Here is a 13,308-nt window from a genome sequence, read left to right as displayed (position 1 = left end):
TGACTACTAATTGCGCAAATAATGTGGAAGTGTGAATGATAACTTTCTATTTTTGGCAAGAATGACCTCTATTTTACTCTCCATTATTTTTGACATCACTTTTGACGGACACTTTTTCATTTTCAGATTCGATGTATTTCAACTCGCCTAATTGGTAAGGGACACGTAAATCGAGGTTGAATTCGTAGATTTTTTGTATCTGCTGTTGCACAAAGTTTTGCTTTATGGTGTCTAAATTCTTTTCTGCCCATACCTCAATGGAGTCTGAATGTAGAAATTCATCCGGATGGTTTTCTACATCGTGCAACAGCTGTTGCCACGTATCCTTGTGTGTCGCTGCGGGCGTATCGAAAGTAAACTCAATGACTTCATTCATCCAGCTCAGGCCATTATTTTCATACGCTTCCAAGACGCTTTTATGCAAATCTCTGCGCTCGCTTTCATCGGTATCTTCATCGTGATGTACTACAAATTCTCGGTCGTCTGTTAGAAAGTATTGAGTATGTGCCCATTTGTCAGTTTGCTGCCCAAGCATGGCGAAAATATTTCGACTATTAGACTTGTCAACTTCTTGTAACATGGCGAAGAAGTCTTGATGCTCAAATTGCTTAATGGTATTCGCCATATCAATTATGCCTACATTTGTAGCAAAGTCACTTTGGTCAATATGTTGATTAAGCTCTAATAATTGGCCATCATTCATTTTATTGTTATCAAGCAATTTAATGTATTGCATCAGGTGTGCGGAATACTCATTCAACTCCATTAGACTCACATCTTCAATGGAAGCATATTCAACGCGCAGTAATGGGTCTGCAATGCCATCATCATTTAATAATCCCACAGGTGTAAAGGGGGCAGTGCTATCATGTGCCTTGTTTTGTTGAGCAAGGTGAGATAAAACGTGTAATGAGCTACTGAGTACATCATCCGATAATGCGCTTAATGCTGAAATGATGTCTTCACTGTTGTCACTGATTAAATTCGTCTTTTCATTATAGTGAGGAACCGATGTCAGTATTTCCGCCAGTTGTTCCAGTTCATCGTCATTTAAACGCTGGCTCAGCTCAAGTAGGTCTTTGGTTGGCTTGACAAAGGTAAATCGAATTTTTCCGTCCGAAGATAGTCTGTCTTTTTGTGCTAAGAATGCGTCAATATCACTTTGTTCTGTAAGCGCTCCATATCGAAACTTATTTTCCTCATGATGATCAGCTTGAATGCTGTATACACTGAAATAGCCAAAAGAAACCAAGTCCGGTATTGCTTTAAAGAAGATATTATCTTTAAAACCTTTGAAAAATTCGTCGGTTTGAGAAGCGGAAAATGATACGTGATAATCATCGCCGCTGGGGAGTGCAGTCGATTCATATCTTGAGCCTGCATCGTTCAATGCTGAATTGAGAGGTGTGTTTTTACTGCTGTGTGAATAGCTTGGCACGTTGCCAGTACTTGGGTTGGTCAATCTATTAATCATCACCTTATCCTTAGAATCTGATTTATTGAGCTATTTGTCGGCCAACAGTGTTATTTCTTTAGGGACGAGGTGGTTAATATTTGAACGCAGCGCGTAAAGATCACACTGCTATAAATTACTGCGTAGTTGCGAGCTATCTTTGCTCCGGTGTGCGATGAATATGCGTAAAGCCATGAATGTTGCGACGCCAGCAACCGCTGCGCATAGGAGATGATGCAACACTAAATGGCTAACTATAAATGCTGGAATGTCTTCCATTCCGTCGATGAAAAACGCTTTCAATAGTAGCCCAGCATAAGCACTTAAGTGACCAAATAGAGCCACCTTGTAGATAAGATTGAACTGCTTTTGTGAAGCAGGAGTGATAGTTAAAGGCGCAAATTTGATTACTAAGAGTGCTGACAATGCTATTGCTATACTGATAACACCTAAACCTAGCAGCGAGGCCTTTATAAGTGCAATTACAAAAATATATCCTAGTAACATCTATATATCACCTTGATTGAACAACGACAGAATGCTATGTCAGTATGGTTTTGATTGTCTATCTGAATTGCTCTGAGGCGTTATCAGGTTTTATTTACTAATCTTGTTGACTCAGTGCTTTGTAGGGTACATAGTAACCATTCTACTTCACAGGATAATAAGAACTAACCATGAATTTGCTTTCCAATACACAACATAATTGCCTGTGGCGCTCTGTCACGTGGTTGGGTGTGTAGCGGTTTAGCTTTTTTACTAACCGCGACGATAAATGCGGTTAGCTTATTCTTGAAAATTCCCTCATTTATCGTCCTTTTATAATAAGGATAAATAAAAATGCCCGTGCAACTGTCTTATGCATTTGTGGTTTTAATTTGGTCTACGACTCCATTGACTATTGTCTGGAGCAGTTCGACGATGGCACCTACCACGAGTGTTTTGCTGAGAATGCTCTTGGCGCTAGTATTGGCGGCAATCGTAGTAACATTTAGCAGAATAAAAATGCGCTGGACAAAAACAGCATGGCTGTTATATGCCTATTCAGGTGGCGGGATTTTTATAGGAATGATGCTTTCCTACTTGGCCTCCCGCACAGTGCCTTCTGGGGTCATCTCCTTAGTGTTCGGCTTAGCACCAATCATATCTGGCGTATTAGCACAGAAGTTATTGGGAGAAGAAAAGCTTACATTCATTAAAAAGAGTGCGTTAGGGTTAGCATTGGTTGGTATGTTTTTAGTTTGCTTTACGCAATTACAAGAGCTGAATTTAGAGCCTTTAGGTTTGATATTTGTTGTGTTGGCCACCATCAACTTTAGCATCAGTGGTATTTTGGTTAAGCGAGTAAATATCTCCATTCACCCTATGGCGACAACCTTTGGTTCACTGCTTGTTGCGACTCCGTGCTTTTTCATAATGTGGTTGTTATCGGGTGCGCCATTTGAGATAGATAGCTGGAGTGAAAAATCTATGTTGTCCACTTTTTATCTCGGTATATTTGGTTCATTTTTCGGTTTTTTGGCTTATTTTCATATATTACAGAAATTAAAAGCCAGCACTGTTGCATTGACAACATTGATAACACCGGGACTTGCAATGACATTAGGTGCTTTGATTAATAATGAAATTATCACGCCTCTGTTATTAGTGGGCACGATCACCATAATTTTAAGTCTAGCATTATACCAATTTGGCGGTTCTTGGAAGTCGATACATTTGATCAAGAGAAAAGCCCGTTAGGCAAAGAAAAATAAGAGGGTCAATAAAGTATGAAGTTAATAAATAACTTAATTGGCCCCATTCATTTTAAAATAAGTAGAGTGAATTTATTACTATGTATAAATAACAGGTTTAATTCATATTACAATCTGTGGTAAAAATAGTAACATCGTTGAAAAATAAAATTATAATTATAAGTTTAGGGACAATGAAACTAGCATTCGAAGACTTTCAATTTGATATTCAAGCGCTGACTCTGTCTAAAGATGGCAGAAAAATATCGTTAAAAGAAAAACCAGCACAAATCCTTGCCTTGCTGATAACCCAACCAGATAAGATCCACAGTAAAGTGGAGATCTTAGAAGAAGTTTGGCCTGGCAGGACCGTTACTGAGCAAGTTGTATTTCAAAATATTGGCCATCTAAGAGCTCTTTTTGGTGATGAAGCAATAAAAACCTTTTCAAAAAAAGGGTACCAGTGGCAATTGCCATGTGATCCTGTTGATGGTGCGTTACAAGGTGCATCAGTGGTTGCATCCGATGATGTTTCTATTGGTGAAGCGCAAAAGAACGATTCAACAGTGCAAGCATCGGCTCAAATCTCAGACGAAAAACACACAGCTCAATTACCGTGGGCCTTAATAGTACCCGCATTAGTTGCTGCGGCTGCAATTGGTGGTTTTTTGGTGTTTGCGTAAATTCAGTTTTTGTGGCTAAGCTGCGCATTGGGATCAGCCTTTATAGCTTTGTGGATAGAGGAGCGTGTAGCAATAATGTAGCTTGTTCATTCTTAAGCATTGAATGTCGGCGTGTGGTTGTAAATTGAATAATTGAACTAATACTAAGTTCTGCTGTCGGAATTTAAGTCTATAAAAGCTAATGTAGGGCATATTTGACCTGTTTCTATTGGTGCTTTTAAGTTAGCCTGCCTCAGAGGCTATTTTGACCAAAAGGAGTTTTTTTTGACTACGATAGCATACCACCATCCATCACAAACCATTTGTGTTGATAGTTTGACTACCACATCGCAAAGCATTGTGACCCATGATGCGCAAAAATGCCAAAGAGTGCACAATGGATTTATCTTTGCATCCGGTAATTGCACAGAAATTTATCATTTGTTGACGAATTGGCAAAAAAACTGCTTTGAAGCGATAGGATGTACATTTTTCTTTATTAATAAGTTTGATGAGATATTTTACGGTGAAATTCGTCATGGCAAACGATTCTTGGAGCCCTTGCAAGTGAACTGGGCTATTGGCTCTGGTGCTAATTGGGCAATAGCGGCAATGGACTTTGGCAAAAGTGCCTTGGAAGCCGTCCAGTATGCATGCACCAGAGATAAATCCACAGGAGGTAAGGTACACTCTTTTTGTTTAAAACAAACGACAAGTTGGTTGTCTTTGGGGTGTACTAAAAAGCACCTAGAAGTACTGCCAGAAGTTAAGCACTTTTAAACACTAACAGCCTAGCTATCTCTTATTGGCATGGGTATTATTATTTGTTTGATTTTGGAGCGATTTACAGATGACGACGCTTTATATTACTGGTGCAGGTGTTAGTGCTGAGAGTGGCATTCCTACTTTCCGTGGTGAAGATGGTTATTGGACGATTGGTAGCCGCAATTATACGCCTCAGCAAATGGCAACTCGTGCGATGTATGAGCAAAATCCAGCTGAGTTTTTAAAGTGGTATTATCATCGGTTTGTGACATATCGTCATCATGGTCCAAATACTGTGCATCATTGGCTAGCTGATAAGTTATTAATAACCCAAAATATAGATGGGTTAGATGGCAAGGCGGGTAACAGGGGTTTTATTTCTATCCATGGACGAATTGATAAGATGACCCAATATCATGTCCAAGGCGAAGAAGTCGATATTGAAACGACACCGTGGCAGCAAGTAGATGAAAGTAATCTAACCGAATCGTTACTCGAGTTGTTCAAGATCTCCAGTAAAGGTCCTGAGCTTAATGTTTCTCTTAAGCCGTTTGTTTTGCTTTTTGATGAGTTTTATACCGATTTATATGGCATAAATAGAGCACAGCAACGCATGTGGGATGCCACTAAAATGGTATTTATGGGAACTTCTTTCAGTGTCAATATCACGCAAATGGCTTTGGATATAGCTCGCCATAAGGATATACCAGTAGAGGTTGTAGACCCCGAACCGACTCATATTCTACACAGTCACGTACAGTATTTTCCAATGACTGCAAAGGAGTATATTGAATATGGCGACCATACCTAAGCATGCTACGGTCGTTGAACTGGAAACGGAGCGTTTAGTACTGCGACAATGGCAAGAAACGGATAAAATACCTTTTGCACAAATGTGTGCAGATCCTGAGGTGATGCGTTATTTCCCCGAGTTGCTGAACAAAAATGAGAGTGATGTGCTGCGTGAAAAAATCAAAGCTTTAATTGATGAGCGTGGTTATGGCTTTTGGGCCGTTGCACTTAAAGAGCATGTATCTCATGTCTCTAAGCAATCAACGAACAGTCGATTTATTGGTTTTGTGGGTCTGCATTGGCAAACACAGATTATGCCTGAGCTGCCTTTTATGGAAATTGGTTGGCGACTGAATCGGCATTATTGGCGCAATGGTTATGCATACGAAGCCGCAAAAGCGGCACTCACATTTGCTTTTGAGACTTTAAAATTAAATCAAGTGTATGCGTTTACAGCCACAGAAAACATCCCCTCTCAAAAATTGATGAAGCGTTTAGGGATGAAAAACTTAAATCAAGACTTTGCACATCCAGCACTACCTAGAGGCCATACTTTGCAAGCCCATTGCTTGTACGCAATTACTCGCCAGCGATTCGAAAAGTAACATTTAGTGTACTTGACACAACGCATTGATATCGATCTGATAGTAACTAGCAACAATGAGTAAAATTTGATTTTTTGGCTCAAGGTTTATTTTACGGTTTTTCATAGCGTCTTTTACACGGCTTAAATTACTACTTGTTGGAGAGATATTATCAGCTTGTTCGGCTTCTATGAGCGCAAATAGCGCGGTAAGTTCATGTTCTGGCAAATCCATGTTATTTAAGTTGTATACGAAATAGCACTCTAATGGTGTTAACCCATGTTGGTTGCGCACTCGTAGCGCCTTAGCCAATGATTCATTGCGCTCAAATAGTAAGAGTGAGCGAATAAAATTAAACGGTGGTGGTGATTGCTCCGTGTTAGCAAACAGTGCATGTAAAAAGGTATTTCCTTGGTGGTTAGTTTGTGAAAAAGCATCTGAGGCTTGTAGTGCAGGCATAAAAAAGCTGACCCTATCACTGTTGTTAAGTCCAGCGATGATGCCTGGGGGGAGACCGTGGGCAGCAATGCATTGTGCAGCTATATTTTGATAATCGGCATAGCTAGCAGTTTGTGATTCGCCTGTTTCAAAGCAAAACTTAAGCTGCGCAGCGCGACCAACATCGTTTTGTTGTTGGTAGGCTGAAAGTATTTTTGATAGATCTTTGCTGCGAATAGCTAAGATTAGCTCAGCAACAGCTTGCTCATTGCTTTTGTTATCATGTACCTGCGTCATTATCTATCCTCGTTCTAAACTGCGCTTTATATATCATAACTTTACTCGATAACATGGGTTATCAACAGAGCAATTTGCTTTAAGCTTGAAAAGTATTCGCACTGACCTTATTGCATTGTCATACTGGTCAAAAGGAGTATCAAGTATGGTCTGGCAAATCGTAGTATTTTTGCTGTTGTGTATAGTGATTATTTTGTTGTATCGAGCGGTACTCTGGGCAAAGAAAATGCCAAAGGGAGCTTTTTTATTTATGGCTTTCATGCCTTTGATCGCGTTATTTCCGATCCCACCGCCACAATTTAAAAATATTGCTAAGGCAAAACAGGAACAGAGGAAGAAACAGCAATCTGAAGAGGACTAGTAAATTAATCAATGAAATAAGAATATAAGGAGTCATTGTATGACAGGGGAGACGAACCTAACGGTATTACTTGCCAGTATGGAGCCGGATTTATCTTCGGAGCTGTATGTGTATGCAGTTGTATCTGAGTCGCAACTTGAACAACTTGGTTTGGCCAATATACTGGGTCTATTTCGAGAAAAGGAAGGGGTTACGGTAATTACCACTCAATCATACGCTCAAGCACAAGGTATAAAATATCAGGGGGATTATCGTTGTATTACGCTTAATGTTCACTCAAGCTTGGAGGCTGTTGGTTTAACAGCTGCCTTTGCCACTGCACTTGGTCAAAATAATATCAGTGCTAATGTAGTAGCGGGTTATTATCATGATCATATTTTTGTGCAAAACAACTATGCTGATGAGGCGTTGCAATGTTTACTCAATTTATCTCGTGATAATCAAAAGAAGTAGGCCTTAAGAGCGTATAAAAAGGCTGCTCATACAGCCTAGCAAGTTGGGAACTGGGATTAATTCATGGTTAAGACAATACGGCCTTGAATATCACTGTTAAGCATTTGCTCGAATACCTGATTAATATTGGCAAGAGGCTGGGTTTGTACAATGGCTCGTACTTTACCTGAGGCTGCAAACTCTAAACATTCGATTAGGTCTTGTCGTGTACCGACAATGCTGCCGATTACGCTGATCCCTTTCAAAACCGTATCGAAGATCGGGATAGGCAGCGCATCATTAGGCAAGCCAACTAATACGCATTTACCACCCCGTTTCACGCTCTGGTATGCACTGTCAAAAGCTGCTTTTGATGCCGCTGTGCATATTACAGCTTGTACACCTCCAAACTGTGTTTGGATTTGCTGTGCGGGGTCAGTATGTTGATAGTCGATACACAGATCCGCACCTAACTCTTTTGCTAACGAAAGTTTATTGTTACCAGTATCAACAGCGATAACATTTAGCCCCATCGCTTTGGCATATTGAATTGCAAGGTGACCTAGACCCCCGACGCCGACAATGGATACCCATTGGCCTGGTTTTATGTTGCTAGCTTTGAGTGCTTTGTATGTTGTCACACCTGCGCAAAAGAGTGGGGCAGCCTCAACGAAATCTAAATTATCAGGGATTTTTATGGTGTAGTCGGCATTAGCCAAGCAGTACTCAGCATAGCTACCGTCTACGGAATAGCCGCTATTTTTTTGTTCGGGACAAAGGTTTTCATTGCCTTGTAAACAGTGTTCACAGTGACCACATGCAGAGTGTAGCCATGGGATCCCGACTTTGTCGCCAATATTGATATGCGTCACGTCTTCCGCTTTATTGATGACAGTACCCACGCCTTCATGTCCGGGGATAAGGGGCATTTTAGGTTTTACAGGCCAATCGCCATGGCATGCATGTAAATCTGTATGGCAAACGCCACAGGCAGCTACTTTTACTAACACTGTTCCGGGTTTTATTTCAGGCTGAGCAACGTCTTCGATGCACAGTGGTTCTTTAAACTGATGAGCGATAGCGGCTTTCATGTTTGTGCCTTAATAACTTAGAAGTTGTTATTGAGTGTATCGCCTTTTGTTTTTACATTATTGATCAGGCTCAATAATTTGGTGTGATAGTTAACTTAGGGAAATTATGTAATATTTATAAACACTTAGTGGCAAAGTGAAATAGTTTCTCTGTATTGTTACGCAAGGCTGTCGTAGATTGAGATGTACCTAAATAATTACAACCAAAGCAGAGAAAGGCAGTGGAATGAATGACCTGACCCAAGGGGCGATTGGTAAGCATCTCGTCTCGATGAGTTTGCCTATTATGATTGGCATGCTTGTGCATACATGCAATTTTTTGGTAGAGCTATATTTTGTCGGGCAATTAGGTAGTGCGGCATTAGCAGGCGTCAGTAGTGTGGGTGTTCTGGTGTTTTTTGTAATGGCATTGACACAAATTCAGAATATTGGCATTGGTACCTTGGTCTCTCATGCGGTTGGGCGAAAAGATGTTAAGCAAGCGAACCTCTTATTTCATCAAGGATTATTTACAGCTTTCGCGAGTGTCGTAGTGCTTGCGTTAATTGCGGTGTCTGTTGGTCCATTGTATTTTACGTTAATCGCACCAAACACTGAAACCTTGATTGCTAGCTTAAGTTATTTTTATTGGTTTCTTCCCGCGTTGATGTGTCAGTTTCCTATCACGGTTATTGTTGCGACACTTCGCGGTGCAGGTGTTGTAAAGCAGCCAATGATGATCAGTATTATGGCTGTGCTGATCAATATGTTGCTCTCTCCTGTTTTGATCACAGGGGTAGGCTTAGGTATCCCATTAGGTCTGATAGGCGCGGCTTTGGCAAGTTCTATAGCCATGCTGTTTAGTGGGCTTGTATTGTGTTGGTACTTTAGCCGTCGGCAAGATTACTTTTATTTTTCATTTATCGAATGTTGTCCAAAAGTGGATGTGATCCGGCAGATTGTTAGGGTCGGTATTCCCGCCGGTGGCGAACTGCTTTTAACATTTGTCTATATGTCAGTTACTTACTGGGCACTTCGTAATTTTGACCCCTCTGCACAGGCTGGGTTTGGTGTGGGCGTTAGGGTGATGCAAGCCCTTTTTCTGCCCGCGATGGCGGTGACTTTAGCTGGGCCTGCGATCGCAGGTCAGAACTTTGCCTCAGGACATACTCAGCGTGTATACAATACTTATCGTCAAATGGCATGGATGACGTTTAGTTTAATGCTGGTCTTAAGCGCAGTATGTTTTGTTAACGCTGAAACGTTAACTGCATCATTTTCTGACTCTAAAGAAGTGATTGCTGTAGCGACAGTGTTTTTAAGTTTTGTTTGTTTTAACTTTATACCGGCTGGCTACGTGCTGGTGGTATCAGCGATGTTTAAGGCTCTGGGCAATGTGTGGCCAGCATTTTTTAGTACGGCAATCAGGCTGTGTTTATTTTCTATTCCGGTGATCTCATTATCAACACAATCTACTGTGCATATAGAGACAATTTGGCTTATCTCAGCAGGCTCTGTCTATGCGCAAGCAGCTATCAGTTTTATATTGATAAGGCGGGAGTTCGCACAAAAATTACCAAAGCGAGTTGAAGGTGGTGAGGCGCGCACATTATGGCCTCCATCTCACTCTACTTAATAGACTCGGCGGACACCGCATCATGAGGCATCAGCACTTCTTACTTGGAATATAAATTCGCTGCCTTGGCCAAGACGACTGTTAACCTTGATTTCTGATTTTATAAGGTCAATCAATCTTGCTGTGATAGCAAGGCCAAGCCCCGCATGAGATTTTTTGCAACCACGGGTATTGCTTGCCTGATATCGGGCTTCGAAAATATAAGGCAGTTCCTTTGGACTGATCCCGACTCCGGTATCTTGCACCGCGATACTATATGATTTATCCATCGCGCAAATTGAAATGCAGATATTGCCTTTGGCAGGCGTATGGCGAAGTGCATTTTCAATTAGGTTGCTTAAAATGCGTTCCAACTTGGCAATGTCAGAGTAAACAGTAAAGTCACAGTCTGCTGGTGAGACACTTAATGATACATCTGCTTGTTGCGCTTTTAGAGCAAACTTAGCGAGAATATCATAGATGAGTTCCCCTAGATTGAAGACTTCAAAGTTGACATTAGACTGACCAGACTCCAGATGTGCCAATTCAAATATTTGGTCAATGAGACTTTTTAATTGGTTGCAGTTTTTAAGTGCAATGGCGAGGTATTCTTGTTCATTGATACCTGCAGGAGGCGTTTTTTCAATCAACTCTAGATAGCCTTGTAATGACGCCAATGGGGTACGAAGGTCATGAGATAAGTGTGCAAGTAATTTTCGGCGTTGCTCATCTATGGCGGTGAGCTGCGTCATTTGCTGGTGGATGGTGTCCAGCATACTATTGACACTTTGCCCGACAAGATGGATCTCATTGTGTTTTGACGGCCAAGTAATTTTTTTGATGGCTTGCGTATCAAAGTCATTCTTTTCGACATTTTGAATAAACTTGCTCAAACGTTGCAAAGGCTGGGTCATAGTCCGAAATAGTAGCAACAGAATGGCAAATAGAAAGACTGCCATTGCGATTAGCCAAGCGGTGCTTTTTGCCAGTTGTTCTGAACTTTTAATTTGAGCACTAATTGAGTCCGCGATGGCCGAACCGATGATGACATACAAGTAGCCTTGAAGTGTGTCTCCATTATAAACAGGGGAGACGGAAAAGATTTTATTTTGTTCAACTGAGCGTGGGTCTTCGCCATAGACGGGGAGTTTGTTTGGCTCATTTATCAATTGGATAAGAGGTCTAAGGTCTATCGATTGTCTTTTGACTTCGCCGGGTTTAGCTGAGTAGGTGAGCAGTTTACCACTGGGGTCGACAAAGTAGAACTCGAAGGCAGGACCCAATACCATTAAGGTATGAAACAGGTTTTCCAGTGCCTTGTAATCATATACTCCTTGTTTGAGTAGCGGGTTATCTTGCGCCAAATGTTCCGCGAGCCCTAAATGCAACTGCTGTTCTGCTTGGGAACGAGACACTGAAGCGAGGTCTTGTGTCCAAAACACAAATGCGGAGACTGTCAGCATAAACACGCCGGTGATGATCAATGCAAGGCGATGATAGAGTGAAAAGGTCATAACCGTTCCTGTTGTAAAGGCTTCGAATTAAGTTTATATCCCACTCCCCAGACCGTTTCGATAATCGCTTGATCTGTGAGTTTCTCTAGTTTGGTGCGAATACGATTAATATGCGAGTTTACTGTGTGCTCATAACCAAGGTGATCGTAGCCCCAAACTGACTCGAGCAACTGAGCACGTGAGAAGACTTGATTAGGGTGCTTGGCAAAAAACAACATTAGCTCGAACTCGGTGGCGGTTAAATCCAGTTGCTTTTGGTGCAAGGAGACTTCATGGCAATGTGGATCAACTTGCAAATCACCAAGGGTAATAGGGGGTGAAGTCCCATTAGGTATTTCAATGGTTTGCTGTGCTTCTAGTAATTTAATGTGTCTGAGTTGTGCTTTAATACGCGCTTGAAACTCTCGATAACTACAGGGTTTGCAGATGTAGTCATCAGCCCCCATTTCTAGACCAATAATTCGGTCCATCTCACTACTTTTTGAAGTCAGCATAACAACACTAATTTTGGGGTGTAGTGTTTTTATCTCTCTACAAAGTGTTAACCCATCGACTTGGGGTAACATAATGTCTAATAACACGATGGCATATTTTTGATTTGATAGCTGAGACATAACACCTTCTCCAGTTGCAAGGTGATCAACTTCAAGGTCAAGCTCGTTTAAATGTACTTGGAGTAAGCGAGCGATGTCTAAATCGTCTTCGACAATGAGCACACGTTGATGCATAGACTAACCTCCTGCTCATGCTTTATGCATAAGCAAACACGCCCCGGCTACTCGGATACCGGGGCGAGTAGGAGGCTATTTAGTTCTCATAATGGTCACTGACATCAATGGGTTGTCAAATTTATGGTCGCTGCTTAACACAGAATCAGTTAGACCATCGTCTTGACCAACAACACCTGGATGCATGGCAACCTTGTTCAGTGCTTCTCTTTGCGCATTAAACCCTTCACCACCGTCGGCAGGTCCAGGAATTGTGCCACTGGCTTCTGAATTCTCTTCAGTACCTGCGTCATACGCATAGGTGACGTAGTGCATCTCGTCACCAACAGCCATAGAAGACACATCTAAGGCATTAAGACCGGTAAAGCCGTCATTTGTATTCACCATCATAGTAAATAATGATAACTTTTGGCCATCAAGTGATGATTGGCTCAGTGTTAATTCCGTTTTATTACCCGGAGGTAAGACCCCTTCTCCCGACACTTTGCTTTGCACTACACCTAGCGCAAGTAGGTCGCTGTTATCACCACTTTCTGCCATTTTCTCCAGTGCTTCACTCGCCGCTTCCCCTATTTGCCATAGCTGTCCTTCTTTATGCAGCACAATGCCGATTGGTGATAGGGGTTGTGCATAGGTCATATTGGTGACCGTCACGGTTAACATCGCCTCACTGGGTTCAGGGTCAGGCGTTGGGTCTGGTGTTGGATCCGGTGTTGGATCCGGTGTTGGATCAGGCGTAGGGTCCGGTGTCGGAGCAGGTGCTGGTGTTTCAACAACTGTTGTTGGTTCATCGTCATTATCGCTACATGCAACTAAGGTCAGGCAAGCAATCGGAATAATTAAATTAGAGAGTTTCATGATAGC

At 41.7% G+C, this 13,308-nt stretch carries 15 protein-coding genes; 8 read left to right on the top strand and 7 right to left on the bottom strand.

From position 1 onward, the window contains the following. Nucleotides 1–73 precede the first annotated feature (73 nt). Nucleotides 74–1,474: a hypothetical protein gene (locus tag S4054249_RS16255; protein WP_046354663.1), complete on the bottom strand. Its 1,401-nt coding sequence runs from the start codon at nucleotides 1,472–1,474 to the stop codon at nucleotides 74–76. A gap of 108 nt (nucleotides 1,475–1,582) precedes the next feature. Next, nucleotides 1,583–1,960 carry a hypothetical protein gene (locus tag S4054249_RS16250; protein ID WP_046354664.1) on the bottom strand — a complete coding sequence of 126 codons (378 nt, stop codon included), beginning with the start codon at nucleotides 1,958–1,960 and terminating at the stop codon, nucleotides 1,583–1,585. Between the two features lie 333 nt (nucleotides 1,961–2,293). Between S4054249_RS16250 and S4054249_RS16245 the strand changes: the two genes are divergently transcribed. From S4054249_RS16245 to S4054249_RS16225, 5 genes are all read left to right on the top strand, one after another. After that, a complete protein-coding gene (locus tag S4054249_RS16245; protein ID WP_046354665.1) occupies nucleotides 2,294–3,193 on the top strand; it encodes a DMT family transporter in 900 nt (299 codons plus the stop codon). A 187-nt stretch (nucleotides 3,194–3,380) separates the two neighbouring features. Continuing rightward, nucleotides 3,381–3,869, top strand: a complete 489-nt coding sequence (locus S4054249_RS16240) for a winged helix-turn-helix domain-containing protein (protein ID WP_046354666.1) — start codon at nucleotides 3,381–3,383, stop codon at nucleotides 3,867–3,869. 264 nt (nucleotides 3,870–4,133) lie between these two features. Next, nucleotides 4,134–4,628 carry a hypothetical protein gene (locus S4054249_RS16235; RefSeq protein WP_063881468.1) on the top strand — a complete coding sequence of 165 codons (495 nt, stop codon included), beginning with the start codon at nucleotides 4,134–4,136 and terminating at the stop codon, nucleotides 4,626–4,628. Nucleotides 4,629–4,698: 70 nt separating this feature from the next. Beyond that, complete coding sequence (locus S4054249_RS16230; protein ID WP_046354667.1) at nucleotides 4,699–5,424, top strand: SIR2 family NAD-dependent protein deacylase; 726 nt, start codon at nucleotides 4,699–4,701, stop codon at nucleotides 5,422–5,424. Further along, entirely contained in the window at nucleotides 5,408–6,010 is a 603-nt protein-coding gene (locus S4054249_RS16225) for a GNAT family N-acetyltransferase (protein ID WP_046354668.1), read from the top strand. The genes S4054249_RS16230 and S4054249_RS16225 overlap by 17 nt, the downstream gene beginning before the upstream one ends. Nucleotides 6,011–6,013: 3 nt before the next feature. Here the strand turns inward: S4054249_RS16225 and S4054249_RS16220 are convergent, their stop codons facing one another. After that, entirely contained in the window at nucleotides 6,014–6,724 is a 711-nt protein-coding gene (locus tag S4054249_RS16220; protein ID WP_052960857.1) for a hypothetical protein, read from the bottom strand. 145 nt (nucleotides 6,725–6,869) lie between these two features. Between S4054249_RS16220 and S4054249_RS16215 the strand changes: the two genes are divergently transcribed. Together S4054249_RS16215 and S4054249_RS16210 are read left to right on the top strand one after the other, a co-directional pair. Continuing rightward, nucleotides 6,870–7,085, top strand: a complete 216-nt coding sequence (locus S4054249_RS16215; protein ID WP_046354669.1) for a hypothetical protein — start codon at nucleotides 6,870–6,872, stop codon at nucleotides 7,083–7,085. 39 nt (nucleotides 7,086–7,124) lie between these two features. Continuing rightward, nucleotides 7,125–7,538 carry an ACT domain-containing protein gene (locus S4054249_RS16210; RefSeq protein ID WP_046354670.1) on the top strand — a complete coding sequence of 138 codons (414 nt, stop codon included), beginning with the start codon at nucleotides 7,125–7,127 and terminating at the stop codon, nucleotides 7,536–7,538. A gap of 56 nt (nucleotides 7,539–7,594) precedes the next feature. On the opposite strand, the gene adhP is transcribed toward S4054249_RS16210, so the two are convergent. Beyond that, a complete protein-coding gene (gene adhP, locus S4054249_RS16205; protein ID WP_046354671.1) occupies nucleotides 7,595–8,608 on the bottom strand; it encodes an alcohol dehydrogenase AdhP in 1,014 nt (337 codons plus the stop codon). Nucleotides 8,609–8,834: 226 nt separating this feature from the next. Here adhP and S4054249_RS16200 point away from each other — a divergent pair, with 226 nt between their 5' ends. Continuing rightward, entirely contained in the window at nucleotides 8,835–10,223 is a 1,389-nt protein-coding gene (locus S4054249_RS16200; RefSeq protein WP_052960858.1) for an MATE family efflux transporter, read from the top strand. A 20-nt stretch (nucleotides 10,224–10,243) separates the two neighbouring features. Here the strand turns inward: S4054249_RS16200 and S4054249_RS16195 are convergent, their stop codons facing one another. From S4054249_RS16195 to S4054249_RS16185, 3 genes are all read right to left on the bottom strand, one after another. Next, a complete protein-coding gene (locus S4054249_RS16195) occupies nucleotides 10,244–11,716 on the bottom strand; it encodes a sensor histidine kinase (RefSeq protein ID WP_046354672.1) in 1,473 nt (490 codons plus the stop codon). Next, complete coding sequence (locus S4054249_RS16190; RefSeq protein ID WP_046354673.1) at nucleotides 11,713–12,444, bottom strand: response regulator transcription factor; 732 nt, start codon at nucleotides 12,442–12,444, stop codon at nucleotides 11,713–11,715. The genes S4054249_RS16195 and S4054249_RS16190 overlap by 4 nt, the downstream gene beginning before the upstream one ends. 75 nt (nucleotides 12,445–12,519) lie before the next feature. Continuing rightward, a complete protein-coding gene (locus S4054249_RS16185; protein ID WP_046354674.1) occupies nucleotides 12,520–13,302 on the bottom strand; it encodes a spondin domain-containing protein in 783 nt (260 codons plus the stop codon). Between the last annotated feature and the right edge of the window lie 6 nt (nucleotides 13,303–13,308).

Origin of the sequence: Pseudoalteromonas luteoviolacea, from assembly GCF_001750165.1 — a bacterium.
Lineage (GTDB): Bacteria > Pseudomonadota > Gammaproteobacteria > Enterobacterales > Alteromonadaceae > Pseudoalteromonas > Pseudoalteromonas luteoviolacea_G.
The sequence above is the reverse complement of the archived record's forward strand: the minus strand, read 5'-3'. Positions and strand labels throughout refer to the sequence as shown.